General features: G+C 32.2%; 26 protein-coding genes. 17 read left to right on the top strand and 9 right to left on the bottom strand.

The annotated features are described in order from the left end of the window. The first annotated feature begins 2 nt into the window (after positions 1-2). The 8 genes from GB234_RS11350 (at position 3) to GB234_RS11320 (ending at position 5,667) form a co-directional block, all read left to right on the top strand. Entirely contained in the window at positions 3-737 is a 735-nt protein-coding gene (locus GB234_RS11350) for a LytR/AlgR family response regulator transcription factor (protein ID WP_151894684.1), read from the top strand. A 174-nt stretch (positions 738-911) separates the two neighbouring features. Continuing rightward, entirely contained in the window at positions 912-1,514 is a 603-nt protein-coding gene (locus tag GB234_RS11345; RefSeq protein WP_151894683.1) for a DUF6515 family protein, read from the top strand. A 348-nt stretch (positions 1,515-1,862) separates the two neighbouring features. Beyond that, positions 1,863-1,991, top strand: coding sequence for a hypothetical protein (locus tag GB234_RS15280; protein ID WP_262714112.1), 129 nt, complete (start codon positions 1,863-1,865; stop codon positions 1,989-1,991). After that, the gene (locus GB234_RS11340; RefSeq protein ID WP_151894682.1) at positions 1,988-2,731 is read left to right on the top strand and encodes a YHYH protein; all 744 of its coding nucleotides are present in this window, start codon (positions 1,988-1,990) and stop codon (positions 2,729-2,731) included. Before GB234_RS15280 ends, GB234_RS11340 begins: the two co-directional genes overlap by 4 nt. Positions 2,732-2,741: 10 nt before the next feature. Beyond that, positions 2,742-3,350, top strand: coding sequence for a toxin-antitoxin system YwqK family antitoxin (locus tag GB234_RS11335; protein ID WP_151894681.1), 609 nt, complete (start codon positions 2,742-2,744; stop codon positions 3,348-3,350). Further along, positions 3,340-4,026 (top strand): SCO family protein, encoded by a 687-nt coding sequence (locus GB234_RS11330; RefSeq protein ID WP_151894680.1) that lies wholly within the window; start codon positions 3,340-3,342, stop codon positions 4,024-4,026. Before GB234_RS11335 ends, GB234_RS11330 begins: the two co-directional genes overlap by 11 nt. Before the next feature lie 45 nt (positions 4,027-4,071). Then, entirely contained in the window at positions 4,072-5,064 is a 993-nt protein-coding gene (locus tag GB234_RS11325; protein WP_151894679.1) for a YHYH protein, read from the top strand. Between the two features lie 12 nt (positions 5,065-5,076). Continuing rightward, on the top strand, positions 5,077-5,667 hold the full coding sequence (locus GB234_RS11320; RefSeq protein ID WP_151894678.1) for a DUF6702 family protein: 591 nt from the start codon (positions 5,077-5,079) through the stop codon (positions 5,665-5,667). A 74-nt stretch (positions 5,668-5,741) separates the two neighbouring features. On the opposite strand, the gene GB234_RS11315 is transcribed toward GB234_RS11320, so the two are convergent. Beyond that, positions 5,742-6,647 (bottom strand): DUF5694 domain-containing protein, encoded by a 906-nt coding sequence (locus GB234_RS11315; RefSeq protein ID WP_235906123.1) that lies wholly within the window; start codon positions 6,645-6,647, stop codon positions 5,742-5,744. A gap of 906 nt (positions 6,648-7,553) precedes the next feature. Here GB234_RS11315 and GB234_RS11310 point away from each other — a divergent pair. Next, the gene (locus GB234_RS11310; protein WP_151894677.1) at positions 7,554-8,060 is read left to right on the top strand and encodes a DUF6265 family protein; all 507 of its coding nucleotides are present in this window, start codon (positions 7,554-7,556) and stop codon (positions 8,058-8,060) included. 54 nt (positions 8,061-8,114) lie between these two features. On the opposite strand, the gene GB234_RS11305 is transcribed toward GB234_RS11310, so the two are convergent. Further along, positions 8,115-10,565 (bottom strand): DUF5916 domain-containing protein, encoded by a 2,451-nt coding sequence (locus GB234_RS11305; RefSeq protein WP_151894676.1) that lies wholly within the window; start codon positions 10,563-10,565, stop codon positions 8,115-8,117. A gap of 321 nt (positions 10,566-10,886) precedes the next feature. Between GB234_RS11305 and GB234_RS11300 the strand changes: the two genes are divergently transcribed. The 4 genes from GB234_RS11300 (at position 10,887) to GB234_RS11285 (ending at position 15,514) form a co-directional block, all read left to right on the top strand. After that, positions 10,887-11,990 carry an FG-GAP repeat domain-containing protein gene (locus GB234_RS11300; RefSeq protein ID WP_172966879.1) on the top strand — a complete coding sequence of 368 codons (1,104 nt, stop codon included), beginning with the start codon at positions 10,887-10,889 and terminating at the stop codon, positions 11,988-11,990. A gap of 41 nt (positions 11,991-12,031) precedes the next feature. Next, complete coding sequence (locus GB234_RS11295; protein WP_151894674.1) at positions 12,032-13,426, top strand: sensor histidine kinase; 1,395 nt, start codon at positions 12,032-12,034, stop codon at positions 13,424-13,426. 5 nt (positions 13,427-13,431) lie between these two features. Continuing rightward, entirely contained in the window at positions 13,432-14,130 is a 699-nt protein-coding gene (locus tag GB234_RS11290; protein WP_151894673.1) for a response regulator transcription factor, read from the top strand. 100 nt (positions 14,131-14,230) lie between these two features. Continuing rightward, positions 14,231-15,514 carry a hypothetical protein gene (locus GB234_RS11285; protein WP_151894672.1) on the top strand — a complete coding sequence of 428 codons (1,284 nt, stop codon included), beginning with the start codon at positions 14,231-14,233 and terminating at the stop codon, positions 15,512-15,514. 11 nt (positions 15,515-15,525) lie between these two features. Here the strand turns inward: GB234_RS11285 and GB234_RS11280 are convergent, their stop codons facing one another. The 6 genes from GB234_RS11280 to GB234_RS11255 form a co-directional block, all read right to left on the bottom strand. Next, positions 15,526-17,145 carry a SulP family inorganic anion transporter gene (locus GB234_RS11280; RefSeq protein WP_151894671.1) on the bottom strand — a complete coding sequence of 540 codons (1,620 nt, stop codon included), beginning with the start codon at positions 17,143-17,145 and terminating at the stop codon, positions 15,526-15,528. 234 nt (positions 17,146-17,379) lie between these two features. After that, entirely contained in the window at positions 17,380-17,547 is a 168-nt protein-coding gene (locus tag GB234_RS11275) for a Lacal_2735 family protein (RefSeq protein ID WP_151894670.1), read from the bottom strand. Further along, a complete protein-coding gene (locus GB234_RS11270; protein ID WP_151894669.1) occupies positions 17,547-18,002 on the bottom strand; it encodes a YHS domain-containing (seleno)protein in 456 nt (151 codons plus the stop codon). Before GB234_RS11270 ends, GB234_RS11275 begins: the two co-directional genes overlap by 1 nt. Positions 18,003-18,064: 62 nt before the next feature. Next, the gene (locus GB234_RS11265) at positions 18,065-20,581 is read right to left on the bottom strand and encodes a M14 family metallopeptidase (RefSeq protein ID WP_151894668.1); all 2,517 of its coding nucleotides are present in this window, start codon (positions 20,579-20,581) and stop codon (positions 18,065-18,067) included. A gap of 85 nt (positions 20,582-20,666) precedes the next feature. Next, positions 20,667-21,074 carry a PUR family DNA/RNA-binding protein gene (locus GB234_RS11260; protein ID WP_151894667.1) on the bottom strand — a complete coding sequence of 136 codons (408 nt, stop codon included), beginning with the start codon at positions 21,072-21,074 and terminating at the stop codon, positions 20,667-20,669. 65 nt (positions 21,075-21,139) lie between these two features. Beyond that, positions 21,140-22,897 (bottom strand): ABC transporter ATP-binding protein, encoded by a 1,758-nt coding sequence (locus tag GB234_RS11255; RefSeq protein WP_151894666.1) that lies wholly within the window; start codon positions 22,895-22,897, stop codon positions 21,140-21,142. 248 nt (positions 22,898-23,145) lie between these two features. Here GB234_RS11255 and GB234_RS11250 point away from each other — a divergent pair, with 248 nt between their 5' ends. The 4 genes from GB234_RS11250 to yajC all read left to right on the top strand — a co-directional run bounded on the left by GB234_RS11250 (position 23,146) and on the right by yajC (position 26,126). Next, entirely contained in the window at positions 23,146-24,246 is a 1,101-nt protein-coding gene (locus GB234_RS11250; RefSeq protein WP_151894665.1) for a Glu/Leu/Phe/Val family dehydrogenase, read from the top strand. 77 nt (positions 24,247-24,323) lie between these two features. Next, positions 24,324-25,268, top strand: a complete 945-nt coding sequence (nusB, locus tag GB234_RS11245; protein ID WP_151894664.1) for a transcription antitermination factor NusB — start codon at positions 24,324-24,326, stop codon at positions 25,266-25,268. A gap of 63 nt (positions 25,269-25,331) precedes the next feature. Next, positions 25,332-25,805 (top strand): DUF1573 domain-containing protein, encoded by a 474-nt coding sequence (locus tag GB234_RS11240; RefSeq protein WP_151894663.1) that lies wholly within the window; start codon positions 25,332-25,334, stop codon positions 25,803-25,805. Positions 25,806-25,832: 27 nt separating this feature from the next. Beyond that, complete coding sequence (gene yajC, locus GB234_RS11235; protein ID WP_151894662.1) at positions 25,833-26,126, top strand: preprotein translocase subunit YajC; 294 nt, start codon at positions 25,833-25,835, stop codon at positions 26,124-26,126. A gap of 134 nt (positions 26,127-26,260) precedes the next feature. Here the strand turns inward: yajC and GB234_RS11230 are convergent, their stop codons facing one another. Beyond that, positions 26,261-26,851, bottom strand: coding sequence for an NUDIX domain-containing protein (locus GB234_RS11230; protein ID WP_151894661.1), 591 nt, complete (start codon positions 26,849-26,851; stop codon positions 26,261-26,263). Positions 26,852-26,862: the final 11 nt, after the last annotated feature.

Below are 26,862 nucleotides of genomic sequence, written 5' to 3'. Positions count from 1 at the left end.
TTATGAGCAACCTAAAAATATCTTGTGTTATTGTAGATGATGAGCCTATGGCTTTAAATTTAGTAGAAAGTTATGTGGAGAAAACACCTTTTTTAGATCTAAAACAAAAGTGTAGTAGCGCAATTGAAGCTATGGAGTTTATTAAAAACAATCCTGTAGACTTATTGTTTTTAGACATACAAATGCCTGATTTAACAGGTATTGAATTCTCTAAAATGTTGCCAAAAGAAACGCGTGTTATTTTTACTACTGCTTTTGATCATTATGCGTTAGAAGGTTTTAAAGTTGAAGCTATAGATTATTTATTAAAACCTTTTGATTATGCAGAATTTCTTGCTGCAGCTAATAAAGCAAACACATGGTTTGAGTTGTTTAAAGGAGTTCGAAAAAGTATTCTTTCCGAAGAAAAGGAATTCCTTTTTGTAAAATCTGAATACAAACAATTAAGAATAAAACTCGCAGATGTTTTATATTTTGAAGGGCTTAAAGACTATATAAAAATATGGTTGAAAGACAACCCAAAGCCTATTTTAACGTTGATGAGCCTAAAATCTCTGGAGGAAGAATTACCTGAAACCCAATTTATGCGTGTACATCGTTCTTTTATTGTAGCTTTAAAAAGTATTGAAGTAATAGAACGTAGTCAAATTATAATTAATAAACAACGCATTACAGTTTCAGAACAATACAAATCAAAATTTTTAGCTTTTATAAACAATAATTCGCTTAATTTTTAGAACATTTCTGTCCAGTTCTATAAAATTTACATCATGGTAGATACAATCTGGGAGTTCGTCTATTTCAGTATTTTTTAGTAATTAATCTTCATACTTTTAATTTATCAATACAAAATAAGATGTTATATATTGATAGAAATAAGAAATTATAATCTTTAAAAAACTAAAAAAATTATGAAAGCATTTATCAAAAAGGTTGTCTTGCCGTCGTTATTTATAGTAGCTTTTTCAGCACAAATTTTAGCACAAATAAATCGTAACTCTACTGCAAAAGAAAAAGCTGTTAAAATTACAAATACTAGTTTAAAAAAAGCTAATGCTAAGAGAAGTATACCAAAAAGTAGAGTAACCTATAAAACACCACAAAAAAAGGTGGTTTCAGTTAGAAGTGTACCAAATAAGACGATAGTAAAACATAATAATCAAAACTATTACTATGGAAATAATACATATTATACACAATCCAGAGGTCGATATATTCCCGTTGCACCAAAAGTTGGATTTAGAATTAAAACCTTACCTGTAAATTTTAAAATAGTTCGTTATAATAACAACAACTATTACAATGCCCACGGAATATTCTATATACAAATAAATAATCAATATGAAGTAATTGATCCCGAAATTGGAACCATAGTATATGAGTTGCCAGATGATTATGAAAAAGTAACAATAGATGAATTGACCTATTATGAATATGCAAATATTTTATACGAAAAAATACAAGTAGATGACGCCAGAGCTTATGAAGTTGTTGGAATTATTGAAATGGAATAAACTTATAATTTCCTCTATTTTTATTTTGTAATGTATAATTAAAAATAGAGGAAACGTGATTTAAGAATTCAATTGTTTTCATATTAATTGATTATTATAATAAGGCTTCGTAAGTAATTGCGAAGCTTTTTTGTTTAGTGCTATTAATTGAGGAGTTATTACTGAAACTGAAAAAATAGAAACTAAATTTTTTCAAACAATTTGCAAATTCCATTTAACATAATAAAACCTGCAATTCACTTAAAGTTAAAAGTTACTCATTGATTATATGAAATATGCATGTAAATGCTGATTACATTTGATGTAAAATACGAGCAAGTAATCAAATATTATAAAAAATTAAAGATTATGAAATTGAAAAAATCAAAAGCAATAAGTTCCCATTTTGTTCCAGCAGGATCACGTTTTGAAATTGAAATAAATTCTAGTATAAGTGCTTTAAAAGCAATAACTAACTTTAAAACAGAAAAAAAATGAAAAACGAATTTAAAATTTTGTCGTTAATTCTAATAACAATAACAGTTTTTGTATCCTGTTCAAGTGATGAATCAACAACACAAGAAGCGGACGATGATATTGTAACAGAACTTCATGCGGCGTTCTCAGCTTTTAATCCTGAAGCAACGACTATTTATTTAGACGGAACAAACGTTATTATAGAAACAACAGGATTACCTAACCACGAAACTGTTTATTGGGGAGAGGGGCATCCACTTTATAGAGACGAACCAGATGTAGATTTAACTCCTTCAATTATGTCAAGTAATAATAATGCAACTAGCATTACTGTAGATGCAACTCCTAACCTAACTGGAAATACCATTTCTACTAATTTTAATACCATTGGTATTGCTGTAAGTGGTGTTTCTATATTTAATGACCAAGAAGGTGGCGGACCTTTAGATCAAGCTGCCGCAAGCTTAGATTGGACTGGTGCTCATATAGGACCAGGCGTTTATCATTATCATTTAGAGCCTAAGGCATTTACAGATGATGATGAAAATCTTGTGGGAATTCTTCTTGATGGAGTTTTTCTTTATGGTAGAAAATGTAATAGTACAGGTAGCTATCCTAATGATTTAGATGCTTCTGGGGGTCATACAACGACTACCCAATATACTTTAGGTGAAGAAGAATATCACTATCATATTATAAATGAATTGTATTCTAATACAGGTTCATACATTGCATTTTCAGGTCCTTATCAAGGGTATTAATTTAGAAAACATGAGGGCTATTCTATTAATAACAATTTTACTGTTTTTTTTCATTTCATGTAATAAGGCTTCTAATGTTACAATTAAATTAGATGAAAATACAAATGTTATTAATGCTTCGGAAATTTTAAAACATGATTTAATTCTGAATCAAATAGAAGGAAAGTGGTATTATAAAAATGAACCATTCAATGGGTATTCTCTTAAATATCATACTAATGACACTTTAGGTGAAAAAATTGGTTATATAAATGGAAAAAGAAAGGGTATCGTGAGGAAATGGTCAGAAAACGGAGTTCTTCGTATTCAGTCTTTTTATAAAAACAATAGATTAGATAGTGTTTATAAAGCCTGGTGGGAAAATGGGACATTAGCTTTACAAACAAATTATAAAAATGGAGTAAAACAAGGAGTTGAAAAAGAATGGTATCCCACAGGCGAACTAGCAAAACAAAGGCAACTAGTTAATGGTAATGAAGAAGGCTTACAAAAAGCTTGGTTGCAAAATGGAACTTTGTATGTTAATTATGAAGCTAAAAACGGAAGAGTTTTTGGCATGCGAAGAGCAAATTCTTGCTATAAATTAGAGAGTGAAAAAATTATTAAAGATGAAATATAGTAGTAAATTTTTAATTTTTTTAGTCCTTATTTCTTTTACAAATTGTAAGAAAAATAATAAAAAGGAAAATAAAAAAATTGTTGAAACAAGTAGAGTTGAATTTTTACCTTTTTATAATAATAAGTCTTTTACACCAATTTGGTTAACTCCGGGAAGTAAAGAGGAAAAGAATTTTCATAAAATTCCTGATTTTAAATTAATCAATCAATTAGGAGACACTATAACTCAACAGACCTTTGAAAATAAAATCTATATAACAGATTTCTTTTTTACAATTTGTCCAGGAATTTGTCCACAAATGACAGATAACATGTATAAATTGCAAGAGGGGTTTAAAAAAGACTCAGATGTACTATTACTTTCTCATTCTGTAATGCCTTCAACAGATTCAGTTTCTGTTTTAAAAGAATATGCTAAAACTCATGGTGTGGTTGATAATAAATGGCATTTAGTAACAGGAGATAAAAAACATATTTACACATTGGGAAGAGATCATTATTTTGTTGAAAATGATTTAGGAGAACCTAAGAATATCAATGATTTTTTACACACTGAAAACTTTTTGCTAATTGATAAAAATAAACATATTAGAGGTATTTATAATGGTTTAAATAGAGCATCTATTGCACAGTTAATCCTAGATGTAAATACATTAAAGGTTGAAAAGCAAAATTAATCCTCAAAAAAAGCAAATCTTAACAATTAAATTAAAAGGAGAATCATGAAAACATTTTTTTTAAAATTATCTATGCTATGCTCAGTAATCATATCTATGGGTTTATTTAGTTGTGTTTCCTGTTCAAGCGACGACACAAGTACAGAAGCAAACAACTCAATTGTAGTAAATGTTGATGAATCAAATTTTACAAACTCAGTAACAGTAACTACAATACCATGTACACTTTCTGATGGCACAACCACAGAATGTTATCAAATAGTAACAACAAGTACACCTAGTGACCATCAAATGGGACCTTGGTGCCCTACAAATATTGCTGACAATGCAGAGGCAGGTGGAATATGGCTGGAAAATGGGGAGGTTTATGATGTAGATGGCGCCTTTATAGAAAATATGGCAACATTTTATAATGATGATAATTGGTTAATGTATGATGCTAATGGAGACATATTTATTACTGCAACTGAAGAAGATTGTATAAATGCAGCAAACCCAAACGTTGGCGAAGAATATGAGAACTTTTGTGTAGAATGTTTACCATCTTACATTACAGATTTATCTCAAACATTTGTAATTCCAATTACACCCGTCATTCAAGATAATTCAGTACTTTTTGCTACAGGGCCCGGAGGAGGTCCTGGTGGTCCTTGGAATAATATTCCCTCAACCCGTGGTATAGCTCTTAATGGTATAGAATTTTCTGCACCCGCACCAGTTGATAACATTCTGGGAGCTTATACGCTTGCACCTTTTGATGATGCTGGGGGACACATTAATGTGCATCAAGGATATCATTATCATGCTGCAACAGGATTTAGTAGTAAAGTAACACAAACTGATGGTCATGCGGCATTAATAGGTTATGCACTGGATGGTCATGGAATTTATGAATTAAATGATGTAAATGGTAATTCGGCAACAGAATTAGACGAATTACTTGGGCATACAGATGATACTCGTGGTTACCATTATCATGTAGATGCAGCAGGAAATAACAATTTTATTAATGGTCTTAAAGGTGCTTATGCAAATTAAAAAAACTTAATAATGAAAAAGTATATTTTAATATTATTACTAGGGTTGTATTCTTTGTCGGGTTTTTCGCATCAACCAGAGGCATCGTCAGCAGTCTTAATAGAAAAAGAACCAAATGTATGGGTGCTTCAAATAAATGCTTCCTTAACGGCATGTCAAAAAGAAGTAAAAAAACATTTTGCTGATACACCTTATAAAACTCCCCAAGAGTTTAATGAAATGCTACTAGAACATATTGACGATAATTTTGATATGCGCTTTAACAATGGTGAGAAGTTAACTTTAAATAACGGAGTTGTACAATTAGGTCATGAAACTAAAATTATTTTTGAGATTTCAGGAATTCCTACAGAACTTAAAAGTCTTACCGTTGAGAATAAAGTATTTGAGGATATTTATAAGAGCCAGAGTATATTAGTAATTTTGAAAGAAAACTTTGCTAAAAATAAATTTATTATGAATAATGCTAATGAGCACCGTTTGTCTTTAGCGATTCAAAACAATGAATTTGTTGAAATTGTAGAAGAAAAAGCAAATATGAATTCTACAATTATCTTTATTATTCTTGGATGTTTAGGACTTGTACTTTTTTTAAAAAAATAATATATTCAAAATTTAAAAAGTTTTATATTAATTAAGCAAAATGAAAAAGAGATGGTCATTTTGCTTAATTTTTTTTAAAGACTATTAAATTCTACAAAGTCATATTCAGGTGACGCTTCTATAAGTTGACGAAGAATTGCGGCATGCCCATTTCCCATTAAAACCATGATGCGATCTTTTGCGCTTTCTGTAATACCTATAATGTTTCTAAAAATCCTAGCGTTTCGATTGTACCACCATATTGTTAAATAGTCTGCTCCTTGATTATTTTCATTTTTAAACCAACCATCAAGATAAGAACCATACCCATACTGATGGGATTCTGGACTATTCATATATTTAAAATAGTCTAATAAATTTGATTCTTTAGTCATTTTATCATTATAGGCGTACCATTCTTTATAATTTCCTTCCATTGTATTCTTATAATCCCAATTTAAATCTCCAATAATTTTACCTAGCGAAATTGAATCTTTTACATACCAGTCATTTGATAATGCCCTAGAATTTACACTGTATATAGTATCTAACTTTAGCTCATTTGCAATTCGCATTGCAATTTGAAATCTTTCATCGCGGGAATCACGGTGTTTACCAGCAATATATTCATTCATTTTTTTAGTCGCACTCCAGCTTGGGCCTGCTTCAATTGCTATTTTAGTAGGATTAAATTTTTTAATGTAATCTACAAGCTCATTAACTTCAGCTTTTTTAGGATCTTTTAAAACATCTATTTTGTCCTCATTTGTCGTTTTGTGTTCATCTAATCCAGGGTAATCCATATGGAATGTTCCTACAACTAAGACTTGTGTTTTTTCCTTTGGGAAAAATTCAGATGGACTTTTAAAAATAGTTTTATTTGTAACTTTTTCTTCAGTATTTAAAATTTCGGCTTTGCCATTTGATGATTCATGAGTTGTTTTTTCAATACATGATATAAGTGAAAATATTACTAAAGTGGTGATGATTATTCTTCTCATTTTCTGAAATTTAAATTGGATTACACTAAAGAGTTTCACATTAAAAAAATGTTACAGTTGATTATATAAAATTTTTAATCTCAGGCAACCATTTTTCAAAATATAGCGTCTATTAATGTAGAAGAAATAGAAGTCTGTTTATTTTAATTTAGAATTTAACTTATTAGGATAACTATAATAATAGTAAAAAATCTGGCTGTGTTTTAGGTAAACCGTAGGTGTTTTTTAAACCTTAATATGTTTACATAATAGTATATTAATTATAAATTGTAACAGTTTTAAAATTTACACGTCTTTTAAGTGATTGATAATCAATGATTATTAAATTAACAGTACTTTGTTTTGCATAGTACTGTAACAAAATTAAGATTGATGCGTCTATTAAGTATACAACAATAAAAAACTTTATATTATGAGAACATTAGACAGTAATTATTTGACAGAAAGAGTAGCAACTTCAAAAGCATATGCTTGGAATAGTAAGCGTCGTTACAGAAATTAATTAGCAATTTTCCTGCAAAACAAAACTCAATTTTTAAACAATTAAATATATTATTATGCAACATTCAAGAAATCAAAACCACGGAACATCAAAAAGTAGAATTTCCATTTGGAACGAAAAAAGACGCTACGGCTTACAAATGTAGATGTAGACATTTTTTAACAATTTAAATCCAACCACCATGAAAATTTATAGAAATATTAGAATTAGAGAGAATCATCATCTACGTCCCATCATAAAATGTTTGAATAAAGTTCCTCGTAGTAATCCTATAGACACCCTTTTAAATGTATTATAAAAAAAGAAACCTATTTGAAGTAGCCAACCACTGAAAACCGAATCTAAATTTTAAAGATTCGGTTTTCTTTTTTGGGTATATTTGGATTTTCAAATTAATATATCTCATGAGAAAATTACTTGCCTTTAGTTTACTTGCTCTACTTATAATAAGCTGTAAAAATGAAGTTAAAGAAACAAAAATAGAAACACCTGTGGCTAATACCGAAACTATTTTTGAAGATTTTGAATGGCTCTTAGGTGACTGGATTAATATAAATACAGAGACAAAATCTTTTGAACATTGGGAGAAAAGCAATGACGGAAGCTTAGTAGCATATAGCATTACCCTTCGTGACCAAGACACGGTTTTTCACGAGCAAATGAAAATGTATGAGGAAAATGGAATATTAAATTTATACGTTGAAACCGTTGGTGATAATCCTAATCCCGTTGTTTTCACTCAAAAAGAAGGAGCAACTCATCCTTTTACATTTGAAAACCCTAGAAATGAATTTCCTTCTCAAATTGTTTACACAAACCCTGAGAAGAAAAAAATCCACGCTTGGGTTGCAGGTTTTATCGACAGTGTTCCTCAAAAACAAGATTTTTATTTTGTGAGAGTAGAGGAGTAGGTTTCTTGGCATTTTTATATCCATAACTTTTTTGAAATTTAATGATTAAGAAAACTATCTTTTTCTCAATGAATTTGCATCTAGAAAGTAAGTCATCTTCAACGATAACGTTTGGCTATTGTCTGCACTCGCAACATCTTTTAAATTTTCAAAATAGCTAGACCGCACATTACTATTAAATGCATTTGCCCCTAATTTGTAGCCTAGACTTATTTCGCTTGCAGGTGCAAATTGCCATTTTGCAATAAAATCAATATTAAATTGATTAAAATTATCATTAAATTCATCTACGGCAATATCTAAATCATTATCCTTTAAATCTCCATTTTCCAGTAATGTAAATTGGTCTTTGTAATCCACTTGAATCCAGTAATGACGTAGTCTTACATTCATGTTAATTTTTGAGTTAATGCTATAATAAAGTTCAAGTCTATTAACTAATTCATTTATATTTCGTTGACCAAAAATTATTGCCTCATCAATATTCTTCAAATAACCCGCATTACCTTTTTTATTCTCAAAAGACTGTCCAAAATATGCAAACACATGTTGTCCCACACGTGCTCTTATGCCGTATCCAGCTATAAACTCATTATTAAAAATAGGAGAGTCCAAAAAATTCACCAGTACTACATATCCTGCCGCAGAGAGATTTTTATTGCTATTTGTTTGGTACTCTAAAAATGTTTCGGTGTACGCAGGGAGTTTAAATGGCTGGTCTTTAGTTCTTGCTTCAAAAAAGTTTTTACCACTCTCAATATAGGTTGCTTCAGCAAAATAGGTATGGTTATTTTTTTTGAACGTTCCATTTGTCCCCAATTTGTAGTAGGCTAATTCTTTTTCAAAAAGTGTGTAATAAAAACGACGATATACATCAATAAAGTGGCTATATCTTGATAGACTACTCTTAGGATTATTTTGTGAATACCGTACATCTGCTCTAAAGATTAACTGATTGTTTCGAGATAGAAAGCCAAAATCATTGGGGTCATAGTTTTCATCATATAGTTTAGCAGAAACTCCTCCCGTCCAGTTGCCACTCACTTTTCCAAAATACCCAAAATACTCATGCCCAAAAATGTCTTTTTCTTCAAAAATTTCTGTCTCATTAGCACTAAAATATTGTTGTGAAACTGCTTTTTTAAATCTAAAAGAATAGGTTCTGTTTTTTGTATAAAATGTACCTAATAGCGCTGTGAGATTGGCATCATAAAAGTTTCCATTTCTCATAACTGAGTTGTTAATAAAAGTAACAGATGAGTTGTTTTTTAAAGCTTGGTCGAGGACTAGGCTATTATAATTTGTAAATGGATTAGTCACTTTTTTTCGCCTCACGCCAGTTTCGGTATTTAATATTTCGGCCTCCGCTTTTGCCGTAATACCATTGAGCAACCCTATGGAGAGTCCGCTGGCTGTTTTTCCTGTGAACTTGACTAAATTCAAAATATTTGCAGACACAGGGTTGCTCGTTATTAGTTCATCTTCATTAATTTCTATGTCATTCTTATTGATTGGTTCGCCACCTATACGTCGTGTGTAGAGGTAATCACCTTTATCAAAAAGCTCAGTACCCTCAATGAAAAATTGACGGTTTTCATTGAATTTAATTTCAAAAGGGGTGAGGTTAAAAACCTGGTCATCACTCTGAGCTTGGCTAAAATCTGGTATCAAAGAAACATCTAGCGTGTATGCATTATTGTGAACATATTTTACATCCATCCCACCGTTAAAAGAAGTTTGATTATCACCTTCGGGGCTTTTTTCGTTAACTACCGAGACAAATGGATAAAATGATAAATTGAGTGGCGGGTCAATAACTGGAAGTCCAGTGAGTTTTCCAAATTGATTTAAATATCCATCTACTTGCGGGTCTATGGGATTCCAAAAAGACTCTTCATTGAGTTTGCTGGAAAATCGTTGAAAATTGATTCTAAAATTACTCAAGTTTTCCTTCGGAAATCTAATGCTGTTAAAAGGGATTCGTATTTCAACAATCCACTTATCATCATGGATTTCAACAGCACTATCCCAAACTACATTAAAATTTCCGTAGCCATTATTGCTACTCAATTTTTCATCACTTTGCACTCCGGCGGCAGTGACAGAAAAATCATAGCCTTCTCGCGCTTCGCCAAAGGGATCAATTTGTAATCCAAAATAATCCGAATTTCCTAAATCATCACGTGATGTAAGTTGACGATTAATTTCCTTTTTATCTTTTATATAGAAAACAGCGGCTACGTACAAATAGTTTTGGTTATAAAGAACTCCAACATTGCTTTTTCGCAATGACGGTTTTCCACTTTCTGGTCTAATTTGAATAAAATTACCAGGCTGTAAATTTTGATTCCAATCTGTTTCGGTAAGCACTCCATCTATCTTTATATCACTGGTTGTAGCATGGGCAGCAATAGTTTTCTGGGCAGAAATTTCCGAAGAGAAAAGTAAGGATATAATATATGTGGTGATAGATAATAGGGTAGTTATTATATGATTGGTTTTCATCTTGGTTTGGTTTTTAATTGTCTTGCAAAGATGAATTGTAATAATGCACAGTTGAGTTAAGAGCTTGGTTAAGGTTGGGTTAATGTAGTTTTTTGAGGATTAACAATGTGGTTAACCTTGGTTGTATATTGTAGCGTTTAAAGGGGTTACAGGCTTTTCTAAGGTTAATGCTGGGTTAACGATGTTGTTTTTTTAGGCAAAAGACAGCTTGTTCCCTACTTTTGAAGTGTGATGTTCAGGTTATGAGCATTTTAAAGATTGACTAATAGCCTAAATCACTCGTTATATTTATTCATTAAGTTGCCAATTGCTATGAAAAGAATGCTACACAAATTATATTTTATTTTCTTCTTTATGATTTCTGGAAGCGGCGTTGCTCAAAAGGTTTCTTTTTTTAATGCTGATGGTTTTTTTTCAATAGGAACTCAAACAAATAGAACAGCATCAATAACATTGTGTGATGTTGATAAAGATGGAGATTTAGATGCACTTGTTGCTAATGGCAGGCATTGGGCTGAGCAAAATTACTTATTTTATAATGATGGTTATGGCGGTTTTAAACTAGCCCAACCCATAGGTAAATTTCTGGATGCTAGCTATGCCATGAAAAGTGCAGATTTTAACAATGATGGTTTTATGGATATTGTTGTTGCAAATGATAACATTGATAATATGTTATATTTTGGTTCCAATAAAAATGAATTTTCTAACGGAATTTCCTTTGGTTCAAAATCGCCTTCACGAAATTTAGAAATTGCAGATATAGATAATGATGGAGACTTTGACTTAATTATATCAAATAGAAAAGCACAAAATGAGATTTGTTTAAACGATGGTGATGGTACTATTAAAGCTAGTATTTTCTTCGGAAATGAGACAAACCAAACAATACAAACTAAAGTAATAGACATAAATGCTGATGGATTTTTAGATTTGATAACTGCCGAAAGAGGTTCTAAAAATAATATATATCTCAATGACGGAAATCAAAATTTTTCTAAAACAATTGAGTTTGGCCATGAAGATGATCAAACACGTTCTATAGATATTGCAGATTTTGACAATGATGGGTTTTTAGATGTTGTTATGGGGAATTTGGGCGCTAAGAATAGTATATATTATGGTGATGAAAAATTAGCTTTCAATAGAGTTTTTGATTTTGAAGCAGAACGAAATACAATGTCAATTAAAATAGCAGACTTAAATAAAGATGGGTATTTAGATATTGTTGAAGGCAACTCTGAAGATCAAAATTATGTTTATTTAGGCACAAAAGAAGGGGTTTTCAAAGAAATAGGATTGAGAGAAGATTTAAAAGATGATACCTATAATATTGAAATAGGGGATATAAATAATGATGGCTTACTCGACATTATGGAATCAAATTCTCAAGCATGGAATTTATATTATAGAACTAAGATGTAATATTTTTTAAATAGTAAAATATTAGATTCAAAACGCATACAATGAAAAACAAAACTACCTTATTAATTATTGCTGCAATAATTGCTGTACTTGGACTTTCTGCAATCCAAGGATACCTTATTAGCAATGCATATCAATTAGAGAAAGATGTTTTTATTGATGAGACAAATGATGCAATGTCTAAAATTCATGTTCGTGAGGAGATTGAGCTGTTATTTGATTCTATGAGCGAGGAGTTAGAATATTTTATTTCAGATTATAAAAACCAACGAATTTCTAAAGGCGAAATATTAGTTAGATTAGCAAAAGTAGCAGATAGTTTAAATGGATTGCATCAAGTTCATTACAAGGATGAAATAAACAATATAGGATTAGATTATGCAGTAAAGTACAAAGAGAATATTACAAGTATAACTGTGTTTGAGGCTAAAGAAATTGATACTATTTTACCTTATCAAGGCATAAAAAAAACTTTTTTGTTTGGTGAAAACTTTAATGAGGATAACAGTGTTGTTATTGGTAATTCCCGTCTGTTTGAAGAAAACGATTATATTTTACAAACAAAAGATTCTGTGGTAACGCGTACTTTTGATTATGAAGTTCGCTCACAACGGCTCATTTTAATTGAGGATTATAAGTCAATTGTCTTTGGGCGTATGGCATTATTACTTACAGCTAGTGCATTAATATTTTTAATTGTTGTGGGGCTTTTTTATTATTCCATAAAAAACCTAATTACTCAAAAAAAGACCAGCGAAATAAAAACCGATTTTATCAACAACATCACCCACGAATTAAAAACGCCACTTGCCACATTAAGTATTGCAACAAAGAGTTTAAAAAATGATGCAATAAAAAATAATGCTTCGGCTTTTGAAAATACTTTGAATATTGTTACTCGTCAAAGTGACCGTTTACAAAAACTAGTAGACCAAGTGATGACAAATAGTTTATCGTCTGAGTCAATCTCAATGCATAAAGAGCATGTAATTGATAATGTTTATTTCAAGGAATTATTAGAAGATTTTAAATTATCAACACAGCGCAATGATTTGACAATAGACAATCAAGTTTACGGTTCTGAGGTAATGCTTCGTATTGATAAATTTCATTTTAATACAGCGTTGTTAAATATTCTTGAAAATGCTGTTAAGTATGGGAAAGAAAAAACGCATATTGTATTAAAGACAGAGTTGCGCAACGGTACTTATCATATAAGCATTATGGATAATGGAATTGGAATTTCAGAAAAAAACAAACAGCATCTATTTGATAAATTTTACAGAGTAAGTGATGGTAATGTGCACGATGTTAAAGGCTTGGGGCTTGGTTTGTATTATACACATCAAATAATTAAAGCTCATAATGGTACCATTATCGTAGAAAGCGAATTGAATAAAGGCACCACTTTTAATATTAAAATACCTGTAAATTAAAAATTATGAAGCACGTTTTATTAGCAGAAGATGATTTTGACTTTGGGAGTATTTTAAAACAATACCTAGAGATTCACGACTTTAAAGTGACTTGGGCACATGATGGAAAAGAAGCTTTATCAATTTTTAAAGCCGAAACAGAACAACCATTCAATATTTGCGTATTTGATGTAATGATGCCTAAAATGGATGGTTTTACATTAGCCGAAAAAGTAGTGGATTGCAACCCAGAAATTCCCTTTGTATTTCTTACGGCAAAGAAGATGAAAGAGGATAGAATTAAAGGATTAAAACTAGGTGCAGACGACTATATTATTAAACCTTTTGAGGCAGATATACTAGTATTAAGATTGAATAATATTTTAAAACGACTGCAACAGGTTCAAGTTAAAGTTAAGAAAGCGGGTAATTTTTTGATAGGTGCTTATCACTTTGATCCAGTTAATCACAGTTTAAAATTAAATGAAACTGTACAGCGCATTACGGATAAGGAAGCGCAACTTATTCAATATTTGTACAGCAATAAAAATGAGCTTATTAAACGCGATGATTTGCTCATTAACGTGTGGGGGAATGACGATTTCTTCTCCGGTCGCAGTATGGACGTTTTTATAAGCCGACTGCGCAAATATTTTAAAGAAGACCCAAACATTGCTATAAAAAGTACGCGTGGTGTGGGGTTAACTTTTAAAGTTATGGGTTAAGAATTATAAGTTCTGCTCAACGTTTTATTATTAATCTAAAAATAAAAGTGGGAATGTTTTTTTCTGAAATTTGAATTAAATAAACCACGCAACTATAATTATGAAAACTATATTAAAATCAATAACGACAATAACCTTGACATGCCTTGCTATTACAGGAGCATTGGCTCAAACACAACCACCTCAGCCACCAACGCCGCCTAGTAATAATGTTTCTGTGCATAGTGATGAAACAAAATCATCCACTTCTTACAGTTATAGTATAAAGGATGATGACAATAAGGGCAGTAGCGGAAATGTATCTATTTCAACCAGTAGTAATGATGGTTCATACTCTTTTAGATTACGATACGACGGTAGCAAGGATGACCAGATTAAGAAATTGCTATATAAAGAAATGGGTACTAATAATTTAGATACTTCTGGCAGTAAAGATGTTTGGATTACTAAAAGTGGAGGAGAGGAAGTATATGAAATCAAGTTCGGTAAAGGGAAATTGAACATGGATGTAGATAAAGAAATTGCTTCTGAAGCCATAGCGAATAAAATTGCAGAGATTGGTAAAACTGTTCGTACTATCATTACTGGTCAAAAAGAGGGAGACCGCGAAGCTGAAAGATTACAGCGTGAGGCAGATAGACTTCAACGTGACGCAGATAGAATGCGTCGTGAAGCAGATAGATTGCAACAGCAAGAGCAACGCAATATTGACCGCATTAAGCGAGAAGCAGACAGGTTAGCTCGTGAGGCAGAACGCGCTGGAGATAACGCCCGTCGCAGTGGAGGCGTTAGCGCTGTTGTAATTGAATTATTGAAGGAAGATAAAACATATTATGATGGATTAGATAATGGAACAGCTTGGGTTTTGCCCAAGTTGTTACCTTTATTAATGTCACAATTAGAAAAAGATGGGTTCATCAAAACGGGAGAGGATATTAACATTTTGAATGAAGAAAGTGGTATGTATATTAATGGAAACAGAATTTCAAAAATGACACTACAATATGGTAAATACAATGCAATATTTAAAAAAGCAAATATAAGGACAGATAATTATTTCAGTTTAAATAAGAATAAAAATAACGTAATAGTTGTAGATAATAATGCAAATATTGACAATTTACTTTTCACACTTCGTACTTTAAAATTGATTCCAGAAAATGATGAGAAACTTATTTTAGAATTAAATGGAAATACTGTAATTCAGAACGGAATATCCTTATCAACATCTCAAGTAAAATTATTTAATAAAGTTTTATTAGGAGAAAATGTAATTTTAGCACCAGGCAAAGTTCTGGAAATTAAGGGAGAGGATAATTATACATTAGGCTATACGCTCAACAATGGAAAAACGCATTTAGGTACGTGGGTAATGGGGCGTTAAGAAGAATACGGTTATACCTCTGCATCCATCATATCTGTAACAACATGATATCTGGGGTCATCAATGGCGTTTTCAATAATAGTGTCAAACTCAGGGTTCCACTTTAACAACATTGCTTTACAATCTGGGCTAAGATGTGTTAGCGTCACTTTTTTACCTGCATGCATGTATTTATTAGCGATATTTCGTAAAGCTTCAACACCAGAGTGATCCCCTACTTTAGATTCTATGAAGTCAATCTCAATAGCTTCAGGATCTGTTGCAAGGTCAAATTTACTGTTAAATGCTGTGGTTGAACCAAAGAAAAGCGGCCCCCAAATTTCGTATACTTTAGTACCATCATCTTTTAGTCTTTTTCTAGCTCTAATCATTGTTGCGCTTTTCCAGGCAAAGCTTAATGCGCTCATAATTACACCCGCGATAACAGCAATGGCTAAGTCTTGCCATACAGTAATGGCAGAAACAGCGATTAATACAATAGCATCTGTCAATGGGATTTTGTGTAATATTCTAAAACTACTCCATGCAAATGTTCCAATAACTACCATAAACATTACACCTACAAGTGCAGCAATAGGAATTTGTTCAATGAGTGGTGCTCCAAAAAGTACAAAACATAAGAGCGCAACTGCTGCAACGGCACCAGATAATCTTCCGCGTCCCCCTGAGTTAATATTTATAATTGATTGTCCAATCATTGCACAACCTCCCATTCCTCCAAAGAGTCCGTTTAAAATGTTTGCACTTCCTTGCGCTACACATTCTCGATTTCCACTTCCACGAGTTTCAGTCATTTCGTCGATGAGGTTGAGTGTCATTAAGGATTCAATCAATCCTACAGCAGCAAGAATTACAGCTGTTGAAAGAATGAGACTCCAGTTGTCACCAATGGTGTAAAATAGTGTAAATATTTGGTCTTGGAATGTAGGAAGCCCTCCTTGTAAACCTTCGCCACCACCATCTTTAATGAAAGACCCAACGGTTGAAACGTCTACATTTCCGAAGATAACAATAGCAGCTACCACAACAATAGCTGTCAATGCAGCAGGAATTTTTTTAGTTAATTTAGGGAGTCCAAACATGATTCCCATTGTTAATGCAATAAGACCTAACATCATCCATAAACTACTACCGCTCATCCATTGCATTTCGCCACCCACATTCTCTTTAAAAAGACCTAATTGTGATAGAAAAATTACAATAGCTAGACCATTTACGAACCCCATCATAACGGGGTGGGGAATAAGCCTAACAAATTTTCCAAGGCGCAAGACTCCAGCTAAAATTTGAATACCCCCTACAAAAAGTAATGTGATAAATAACCATTGTAAACCAAGGTTTTCTATAGGTGTCGCAAGTGCATCGCCTACCTCGTTTCCTTTTTGAATAAGATGAACCATAACTACTGCCATAGCACCAGTTGCTCCACTAATCATTCCAGGGCGTCCCCCAAAAAGTGCTGTGATAATCCCCATCATAAAGGCACCGTATAAACCTACGAGTGGATCAATACCTGCCACGAATGCAAATGCTACAGCTTCTGGAACAAGTGCAAGTGCAACGGTAAGTCCAGAAAGGATATCATTTTTAGGATTTTGCGTAAAATTTTTAATTGTCTTTTGGAGTAACATAGTTCAATTTTAAGAAGCGGCAAATATACCGTTTTGAACTACTTTTTTACGTGGAGCTGTATTTATTTTCGATGAAAGTTTGTGATTCCTACAATTTTTTCCTACGTTTATACTGTGAAATGAAACATAAAGTAAATTTCTGAGCCCCAGATTTCAATAAAAAGAAACATTTGACGTACATAAAAAAGCCTTTTCAATTTTTGAAAAGGCTTTTTATATCAAAATAGATGCACTTTATTTATTAAGTTTTTCTATTCGTTCGGCTATTATATTAGCCTCTGCATATTTTTTATCACTTTCCTTTCTATTAGTTGTAGAAAGTTTATGATAGTCATTCATCAACTTTGAATATTGCTCTTGTAATTTTTCAATTTCGGTTTTCTTTTTAAATAGACCAAACATTAATTTTTATTTTTAAGGGTTTTCCAGTTTGTATCTGCTTGTTGTTCTAGTTTTTCTGGATTTTCATTTAACCATTTTTCTTTTGTGTCTGAAAATACAGTGTCGTAAAAAAGATATAGTTTCCCGTCTTCAACTATAAAGCTTTCTGGGTTAATACCTATTTTACTATTGCTGTCTCCTACGGCATAAGCACAAAAACCTCCGTATTGTGGTTCGTACTGTGAAGGATTTTTGTCAAACATTGCTTTGTTTGCTGCATTCATAAACTTATACGAAGCTCCATTGTATGTGCTTGTGTAAGCATTATTTCCCTCTTGGGCATTGCCTTCAAAATATTCAGTCACATCATATCCATCTGCTATAAAACCTTTGTTGTCTGTATTAACAACTCCTTTTGATGCTCCGCAGCTTATTGCTACGAAAGCTAATGATAGTATTAAGATTAACTTTTTCATAAAATTTAGTTTTATCTCAATGTACGCATTACGACATTAGAAAGTTCTTTATAAAATGTTAATTACATCTCATTTCCGAAGAAAATGGCATTCATTAATAGTTTATTTGTGCCAAACCAAAAGGCTCTAAAATTAGTGTTATCTGTAAAATAAATAATTTCTCCTCTTCCTAAATTTCCTACTTTAAACATAGAAGTGTTTTTTAAATCTTCTAGATTAGGCTTTGAAATATAACCACTTAATAGTGGGGTAGTAGTATATTGAATTGGGTTATTATAACTGTTTTTGTCTGCTTCCATAAATAATGTAGAATTTCTAAATGTAGGAAGTTTTTCATTTTTATAACCAAAAGCTATAGGGTGAGAACGGTCTAATTTTGTCTCAAAAATAGCTCCACCAATTACCTGAGCTCCACGATAATCTCTTCGCTGTTCGAAACTGATAGCATTTGCAGTATCTTTTCGGGTTTTAAAATTAATTTTTAATAACTCATTAGAATCAAACCAACGTCCTACATTTTTATAGCCTATTAATGTTCCTCCATTTTTGACCCAGTCTTTTAATTTTTCTGAATGACTTTTATCTAATCCACCCCAAGTATTTGGTATAATAATATCTGTATAACGGCTTAAATCTGTTCGTCCTAAATTATTTACATCCAGTTTTGTAATGAGCATATCATAACGCTGGTCAAATAAATGCCAAATTTCGCCAGCATCATAAGGGTTCATTCCATCTCCTACTAACAATGCTACTTTAGGCAATTCAATTGCTCTAAATTGATTGCTACCTAAATCAATTCCTTTTGTTGAACCTGTTGTAACGGGAGTAATTGTAACATTTGTTTCTTCGGAAATTTGCTGTAAAAATTGTCCAATTTCTATAGGAGACATTTTTTGGTTTTTTGCAGGAATCATAATAGTTCCATAATCATAAGTAGTGTTACCACTTGTAAATGGTGACATCCCTACACTTGCTCTCAGGCCTTTACTTAAAATCATATTTAAAGCTTTTGGCGTATAGTAATCGTGCCATTCCATTAAATATGCATATTGTGATGTTGTAACCATTTTGGGCGTAACTCTTTTTAATTCTGAAATTTCTGCTCCAGCATTATTGAGTGATGCATTTTCATCATAGTCTAAGTTAAAAGCCAAAGGAAATGTCCAAGCACTTATATCATAAAAAAGACTGTCTTGAAATGTAGTGCGCTTTTCAAACATGGCGTTAATCAAACGATTTTGGCGTTGATTTTTTGGAATTATATAACTAGCACCTTTTTTATAGTTTTTTCCATTTGATGAAAAGTCATTTTTAACTTCGTGGAATTTAATACCGTGGTGTTGTAATATTTGCGCAAGCTCATAAGCTTTTGATGCATCTTTTTCATCGCCAAAAACAATAGCTCCACCTTTTGATGCCTCATTAAAAGCATCCTTATAGAATTGTTGATGGTATTTTAAAATTTTTGTTCGCATGCCTACAGCTGCTTCCAGTGTTGAAAGTGCTGCTGTAAACTGGTTACGTATTGTAAACGGAAACGTTAAAATGCCATTATCACTTTCTTGCGCATGTCCTCTTGAAGAAGCTTGTTCAAAAAGAATACCTATACTTCCATTAACATCTGGAAATGTTGAGCCTTTTCCATAATAGAAATCGTCAAAATTTTCTTCAGTATAATAAAAGCTTCCTATTTTATCAAAAGCCTTTGCGTGATATGTGCCAATTTCACCTGTCAAGTCTTGATTTTGTTGAGGGGTTAATGGGTGCGTTCTTGAAGGAATTCCTGGTTGAAAGAAGAAAGAACTATTAGTGCCCATTTCATGATGGTCAGTAAGGATATTAGGTATCCATTTATGGAATGTTGCAATGCGTGCACGACTCTCTGGTAATTGAACAGGCAGCCAGTCACGGTTCATATCAAACCAATAATGATTTGTACGTCCGCCAGGCCATACTTCGTCATATTCTCTGTCGTTTGGGTCTGGGTTTATATTTTTACTTTTATGCATATTTGCCCAATACGCAAAGCGTTGTAATCCATCAGGATTGTAAGATGGGTCAAAAAGGATGACTACATTTTTTAATAGTTCATCAATTTTTGGCCCCTGCGCAGCGGCTAAATAATATGCTACAGCAAGGGCAGCATTTGAACCACTTGGCTCATTTCCGTGTATAGAAAAACCTTCTTGAACAACAATAGGCATGTTTGAAACATCTATATTTCCTCCATTTTTAGATGTTAAGTCTAAGTGATTTTTTCTTATTGACTCAATATTTGCATGGTTTGAGGGTGATGTGATGGTTAGTAATAATAGTGATCTACCTTCATAGGTTGTGCCTCTGTCTTCGATAGTAATGCGATCACTAGAAGCTGCAAGTGCCAGCATGTATTGTGCTAGTTTATCGTGAGTAATGTGCCATTCACCAACTTCGTGTTTAATTATATCTTTAGGCTTAGGGATGTCTTGATTGTAAGTAACATCGGTTGGGAGATAGTAGGAGAGATCTACATTTTCAATTTGAGCAAATGTGTTTGTTATAGACAAAATAGCAATGAGCAATAGTATTTTTTTCATATTTTCTTTTTTTAGCTGAATTTTAAAAATAAAAAAACCGCTACAATTTATGTAGCGGTTTTGATTATAGTTTTACATTTTAACTTTATATATCATCAAAATCAATATCTGTAAAGTTTGATGTTGACGGTTCATCAAGTGTTGCTCCAGCAGATGCAGCAGAGTCAGGTGCCCCAGGTGCTGGGTTTTCTTCACGCTTGTAATCTTTTTGGTGACGCTCACTAATAACTTCTTCCCCCTTTTCTTTAAGTACGTAGTTAATCATTTCTTCTAAGCTATCTTTAAACTCGTGGAAATCCTCTTTGTACAAGTAAATTTTATGCTTTTTGTAGTGAAAAGACCCATCATCGTTGGTGAACTTTTTACTCTCAGTAATTGTTAAATAGTAATCTCCTGCCTTAGTGGCTCTTACATCAAAAAAATAAGTACGTCGTCCCGCGCGCATTACTTTACTAAATATTTCTTCTTGCTCCATTGCGTAATTATCGCCCATAATAATAGATATTGTTATTGATTTTCCTCAAAAATCTAAAAAAAAACTAAATACGACAACTATAATTACATTTCTTTTTCGGTGAGTTGTTTTATATATAATTCTTTGTAATACCCTTCTGTGTTTACTAGTTGGTTGTGAGTTCCTCGTTGTATGATTTTTCCTTCTTCAAGTACAATTATTTTGTCTGCGTTGATTGTAGATGATACGCGATGACTTACAATTATTGTAGTTTTTTCTTCTGAAATTTTATGAAGATTATTAAGTATTTCTTCTTCAGTCTCAGTATCTACAGCCGAAAGACAATCATCAAATAATAAAATTTTTGGATTTTTAATTAATGCCCTTGCGATAGATACACGTTGTTTTTGTCCACCACTTAATGTAATTCCCCGCTCTCCTAAAATGGTGTTGTACCCATTAGTAAAACCTATTATATTATTGTGAACAGAAGCTAATGTTGCAGCATCAATGACCTGCTGGTCTGTAGCATCTTCTTTACCAAATTTAATATTATCCTCAATACTCTCTGAAAACAAAAAGGCATCTTGTGGCACGTAGCCAATGGCGCTCCTAAGGCTTTTAAGGTGTACATCTTTAATTTCTGTATTGTCTATAAAAAGGTTACCGTTTTCAATGTCGTATAATCTTCCTATTAATTCAAGGATGGTTGATTTTCCAGATCCTGTATTTCCTACAATTGCTAACGTTTCTCCTGGATTAACTTCAAACGATACATTTTTAAGTGCTGTAATATTTGTGTCATCGTAGGTAAAGGATAAGTTTTTGAACTCAATTTTTCCTTTGATTAATATTTCCGAAGAGACTCTATTTTGAATAGCTGGTTCTGTTTGAAGGAATTCATTGATACGTTTTTGCGATGCTTCTGCTTGTTGCACCATTGAGGTCACCCATCCTACAATTGCTACGGGCCATGTGAGCATATTGACATAGAATAGAAATTCTACTATGGTGCCTAAGTCTGGAATCTCTCCATTGATATAACGTGTGCCTCCTATATATATAACAAGAATATTACTAACACCAATAAGCAGCATCATAAGAGGAAAGAAGAGCGCATTAACTTTAACTAGGTCTATGTTTTTTTGTTTGCTGCCGTCTGAGAGTTCAACAAACTCTGCATTTGTTCTTGGTTCAATACCGTATGCTTTGATAACGCCTATTCCACTAAAACTTTCCTGTGTAAATGTGGTGAGTTTTGAGAGGTATTGTTGCACGACGGTACTTCGTTTGTGGATGGCAATGCTCAGTCTATATACCATAATTGAAAGAATAGGTAAGGGTAGAACGGCAAAAGTTGCAAGCACGGGTGCTTTGTAAAACATGTATGAAATTACAACGATAAATAAGGTTATTGTCGTTGTGCTATACATTATTGCTGGCCCTACGTACATTCTTACTTTTCCTACATCTTCACTAATGCGGTTCATTAAATCTCCAGTTCTGTTTTGTTTGTAGAAACCTAATGAGAGTTTTTGATAGTGTGCGTAAATTTCATTTTTGAGGTCAAATTCTACTTTTCTAGATACGATAATAATAGTTTGTCGCATTACAAATGTGAAAAGTGCGGCGAGGATTGTAGCTCCAAAAAGCAATAAAATATTTTTCATTATTCCGGATGACACTAATGCCATGTCAGTGATCTCACCATTAATTTTTTGCTCAATGATATTTACCGAGTCTCCAATTTTCATAGGGACAACTAATTTAAATACTGCCGCAACTACTGTGATTATAAGACCGAGTAGTAAGCGTCCACGATATTTATGTAAATATTTGTTGAGGAATTTTAGCTCTTTCATAGAAGCACAAAGATACATTGTTTTTAATTCTGAAATGTAACTGAATCATCTCCTAATTATCAAAGTTGTTACATCTCTAAAGATGATATTATTTAATTTTTTAAATGGATTATTATAATGTTTGGTTTTAAAAAATTGAGACTCAACTTATTAACAAATTCTTGTTTTAATGTTATTACTTTTGTGGAATATGCAGTATTCTACTACTTTTGTACGTCCTTTTTAAGGATTTGAAAAAAGAGAAAAATATGACAGCTGAAGTTTTATCAACAAAAGATTTACAGAAAGTAGCTCCAGTTTTTGGGCAACTTTCATTTGATAACCATGAACAAATCGTTTTTTGTAACGATAAAGAGACTGGTTTAAAAGCAATTATAGGTATACATGATACTACATTAGGTCCTGCCCTTGGAGGAACAAGAATGTATCAATATAATAGTGAATGGGAAGCTTTAAACGATGTACTGCGTTTATCTCGTGGAATGAGCTTTAAGTCTGCAATTACTGGACTAAACCTTGGTGGTGGGAAAGCCGTTATTATAGGTGATGCTAAAACACAAAAAACACCAGAGTTAATGTTGAAATTTGGTGAATTTGTACATTCATTAAGTGGAAGATATATTACTGCAGAAGATGTAGGAATGACCACGGCAGATATGGATCTTGTTAGAACAGTTACACCTTACGTTACTGGAATAAGTGAAGATAAAGGAGGAGCTGGAAATCCATCTCCAATTACTGCATATGGAGTTTTTATGGGAATGAAAGCTGCTGCTAAATACAAATTTGGTAGTGATGATCTTGAAAATAGAGTAATCTATGTGGAGGGAATAGGTAATGTAGGTGAGGCACTTGTTGAGCATTTAAGTAATGAAGGTGCTAAGGTGATGATTTCTGACATTAACCAAGCTCGTTTGGAGGAAGTTAGAGATAAATATAGTGTTGAAATTTATGGAGGTAGCAATCTTCATGCAGAAGAGATGGACATTTATGCACCTTGTGCTATGGGGGCAACCGTGAACGATATATCAATCCCACAATTAAAAGCTAAAGTAATCGCAGGAGCTGCAAACAATCAACTAGCCGAAGAAAATAAACATGGTATGTTATTAAGGAAGAGAGGTATTGTTTATGCACCAGATTTTTTAATTAACGCTGGAGGTATTATTAATGTATATGCAGAGTTAGAAAACTACGGAAGACAAGAGATTATTCGTAAAACTGAAAATATCTATAACACTACTTTAGAGATTTTAACAAATGCTGAGAAAAATAATGTTACCACCCATGCTGCTGCATTAGCTATTGCACAATCAAGAATTGATGCAAGAAAAACAAAAAAAGCATAAACATTTTTTAAAAAACAATATCTTTACACCGCACTATAGATTAGTGCGGTTTTTTATTAAAAAAGTTCTTTCAAACTATGTTAACAAGAAGACACATAAGGGTAAAAGTAATGCAAAGTATATATGCTTTTAACCAAAGTGAAAATCCAGATCTGGACAAACAAGAAAAATTTATGTTTTACAGCATCGACCAAATGCTGGATTTGTATGCATTGTCACTACAATTGCTAGTTGAAATGCGTGATGCAGAAGCTACTTTTCTTATAAAATCGCAAAAAAAACACCTCGCAACTTCAGAAGAAAAAAATTACAGTAAAAACTTTATTAATAATGAAGTGATTGCATTAATTACGGGTAATGAGGACCTCCAGACTTACATAGAAAACAAAAAACTTAACTACTGGAAACAGGATGATGAGTATGTCTCCATCTTATTAAAGGATTTACGTAAACGAGAATTTTATAAGGAATACATTTCACTCAAAGAGGTTAGTTATAAACAAGATCAAGAATTTGTATCTAAATTGTTTAAGAAAGTAATAGCCCCAAACGAAAAATATTACGATTATATTGAAGACAAACGTTTGACGTGGGTTGATGATTTTCCAATTGTCAATACTGCTATTGCAAAAATGCTAGGTAAAATTTCAGAGAAAAATGCACGAAGTATATTAATGCCAAGTCTTTATAAAGATGATGATGACCGTCAATATGCCTTAGATTTATTCCGTAAAGTGATACTAAAAGACGACGTGTTGAGTGAGGCAGTAGAAGGAAAAACCCCAAATTGGGACAAGGAACGTATTGCCGAAATGGATATGATAATTTTAAAATTAGGAATTTCAGAATTTTTATATTTTCCATCAATTCCTGTGAGAGCAACTATCAATGAGTATTTAGAAATTGCAAAAGAATATTCAACTCCTAAAAGTAGCATCTTCATAAATGGAATTTTAGACAAGCTTGTAAAGGAATTTGAAGCTTCCCAAAAAATTCATAAAATTGGTCGTGGGTTACGCTAAAAGCAAATTTTTAAGTATTTTAGCACCTCGAAAAACAAAAATTTTAACCATAATTTAATTCCTATGAAAAATTCAATTTTAATGGTAGCTGTAATGGCACTATTAGCATTTACATCTTGCAAAGATAATGCAGCAGACAAAGTAAGTGAGACTAACGTAGCAGCAGCTGCAGATCGTGATGCTAAAGCTGGTGAATATCCAGTAATGACTTTTGATGAGAAGCAATATGATTTCGGAGAAATTGCACAAGGAACTGCAGTTGAGCATATATTTAAATTTAAAAATACAGGAAGCAGCAATTTAGTAATTGTTGATGCTAAAAGTAGTTGTGGTTGTACAGTGCCTACATTTACAGACAAGCCAGTTGCTCCAGGTGAGACAGGTGAGTTATTAGTTAAATTTAACGGTAGTGGTAAAAACCAAGTAAGTAAGACAGTAACAATTACTGCCAACACTGAAGGTGGAAAAGAGACTTTGTTGATCAAAGCTTTTGTACAAGCTAAAGAAGGTGCAGCAGCAGTACCAGCGACAAAATAAATTTTTAACAAAGATTCCCCAAGCTTTATGGAACAGTTCCTTCCCCTAATTTTACTTTTCGGAGTAATGTATTTTTTCTTGATAAGACCTTCAATGCAGAAGCAAAAGAAAGAAAAAAAGTATATTCAAGAAATTAAAACAGGTGATAAGGTTGTTACTAAAAGTGGATTGCATGGTAAAATAATGAGTCTTAATGACGATGGTACCTGTATAATAGAATCTGGTGCTGGTAAAATGAAGTTTGAACGTTCAGCTCTTTCTATGGAAATGAGTTTAGCTTTAAACAAACCAATTAAAGAAAATAAGCTTATCAAAAAATAATTGATTAGCATTTTAAAAAAAACCTTCAGTAAGAACTGAAGGTTTTTTTTTATACGTATATTTTAATAAAGTGATTTTAGCTTACGCGAAAATGTGGCAGAGATTATTAATGCGTCGTTTGATTATTAAGTGTTTTAAAAATTTTCAAATTTATATTCATTTTTTTTATTAGCTAAAAACCATTGTACTCCAATTAAAGTTTTTGCATCTCTAAATAGGTTATTATTTAATGCTTCGATTACCTCTTTAGTTTTAATTTTGATTAACTGAATATCCTCCTTTTCATACTTCATACCTCCGCCTTTAAAAACTTTATCTGCTGCGTTGACCTCAGAGTAGTAAAGAAAAATTCTTTCTGATGACCCTCCTGGCGAAACAAAAAAAGAATTTATGAATTCCAGTTCTTTAACCTGATAGCCTATTTCCTCTTCGACTTCTTTTTTTACTCTTTTCTCAGGTTCTTCATCAGTCTCTAAAGTACCTGCGGTAAGTTCAATTATCCAACCATTGTTTTCTTTGATAGTAGGGTATCTAAATTGATTTGTGAATAATAATGAGTCTGTATCTTTCTCATAAATTAATATAGCGACAGAATCTCCTCTTTCAAAACTAAGTCTATCTACTTCAATAACATTTGAGTTAAATAAATCATGTTCAATTTTAGCTTTTTTTATTTTGAAAAAATCATCAAATACCGTTTCCTCTTTGATTATTTTATAATTCATTATTTCTCAAT

The organism is Patiriisocius marinistellae (assembly GCF_009014635.1).
Taxonomy (GTDB): Bacteria; Bacteroidota; Bacteroidia; order Flavobacteriales; family Flavobacteriaceae; genus Patiriisocius; species Patiriisocius marinistellae.
Note: the sequence above shows the minus strand (reverse complement) of the source record. Positions and strands in the feature narration are given on the sequence as shown.

Bases quoted from the DNA above. Each gene is read 5' to 3' on its own strand.
- GB234_RS11350 (WP_151894684.1), top strand. From the start codon at position 3: ATGAGCAACCTAAAAATATCTTGTGTTATTGTAGATGATGAGCCTATG.
- GB234_RS11345 (WP_151894683.1), top strand. From the start codon at position 912: ATGAAAGCATTTATCAAAAAGGTTGTCTTGCCGTCGTTATTTATAGTA.
- GB234_RS15280 (WP_262714112.1), top strand. From the start codon at position 1,863: ATGAAATTGAAAAAATCAAAAGCAATAAGTTCCCATTTTGTTCCAGCA.
- GB234_RS11340 (WP_151894682.1), top strand. From the start codon at position 1,988: ATGAAAAACGAATTTAAAATTTTGTCGTTAATTCTAATAACAATAACA.
- GB234_RS11335 (WP_151894681.1), top strand. From the start codon at position 2,742: ATGAGGGCTATTCTATTAATAACAATTTTACTGTTTTTTTTCATTTCA.
- GB234_RS11330 (WP_151894680.1), top strand. From the start codon at position 3,340: ATGAAATATAGTAGTAAATTTTTAATTTTTTTAGTCCTTATTTCTTTT.
- GB234_RS11325 (WP_151894679.1), top strand. From the start codon at position 4,072: ATGAAAACATTTTTTTTAAAATTATCTATGCTATGCTCAGTAATCATA.
- GB234_RS11320 (WP_151894678.1), top strand. From the start codon at position 5,077: ATGAAAAAGTATATTTTAATATTATTACTAGGGTTGTATTCTTTGTCG.
- GB234_RS11315 (WP_235906123.1), bottom strand. From the start codon at position 6,647: ATGAGAAGAATAATCATCACCACTTTAGTAATATTTTCACTTATATCA.
- GB234_RS11310 (WP_151894677.1), top strand. From the start codon at position 7,554: ATGAGAAAATTACTTGCCTTTAGTTTACTTGCTCTACTTATAATAAGC.
- GB234_RS11305 (WP_151894676.1), bottom strand. From the start codon at position 10,565: ATGAAAACCAATCATATAATAACTACCCTATTATCTATCACCACATAT.
- GB234_RS11300 (WP_172966879.1), top strand. From the start codon at position 10,887: ATGCTACACAAATTATATTTTATTTTCTTCTTTATGATTTCTGGAAGC.
- GB234_RS11295 (WP_151894674.1), top strand. From the start codon at position 12,032: ATGAAAAACAAAACTACCTTATTAATTATTGCTGCAATAATTGCTGTA.
- GB234_RS11290 (WP_151894673.1), top strand. From the start codon at position 13,432: ATGAAGCACGTTTTATTAGCAGAAGATGATTTTGACTTTGGGAGTATT.
- GB234_RS11285 (WP_151894672.1), top strand. From the start codon at position 14,231: ATGAAAACTATATTAAAATCAATAACGACAATAACCTTGACATGCCTT.
- GB234_RS11280 (WP_151894671.1), bottom strand. From the start codon at position 17,145: ATGTTACTCCAAAAGACAATTAAAAATTTTACGCAAAATCCTAAAAAT.
- GB234_RS11275 (WP_151894670.1), bottom strand. From the start codon at position 17,547: ATGTTTGGTCTATTTAAAAAGAAAACCGAAATTGAAAAATTACAAGAG.
- GB234_RS11270 (WP_151894669.1), bottom strand. From the start codon at position 18,002: ATGAAAAAGTTAATCTTAATACTATCATTAGCTTTCGTAGCAATAAGC.
- GB234_RS11265 (WP_151894668.1), bottom strand. From the start codon at position 20,581: ATGAAAAAAATACTATTGCTCATTGCTATTTTGTCTATAACAAACACA.
- GB234_RS11260 (WP_151894667.1), bottom strand. From the start codon at position 21,074: ATGGGCGATAATTACGCAATGGAGCAAGAAGAAATATTTAGTAAAGTA.
- GB234_RS11255 (WP_151894666.1), bottom strand. From the start codon at position 22,897: ATGAAAGAGCTAAAATTCCTCAACAAATATTTACATAAATATCGTGGA.
- GB234_RS11250 (WP_151894665.1), top strand. From the start codon at position 23,146: ATGACAGCTGAAGTTTTATCAACAAAAGATTTACAGAAAGTAGCTCCA.
- nusB (WP_151894664.1), top strand. From the start codon at position 24,324: ATGTTAACAAGAAGACACATAAGGGTAAAAGTAATGCAAAGTATATAT.
- GB234_RS11240 (WP_151894663.1), top strand. From the start codon at position 25,332: ATGAAAAATTCAATTTTAATGGTAGCTGTAATGGCACTATTAGCATTT.
- yajC (WP_151894662.1), top strand. From the start codon at position 25,833: ATGGAACAGTTCCTTCCCCTAATTTTACTTTTCGGAGTAATGTATTTT.
- GB234_RS11230 (WP_151894661.1), bottom strand. From the start codon at position 26,851: ATGAATTATAAAATAATCAAAGAGGAAACGGTATTTGATGATTTTTTC.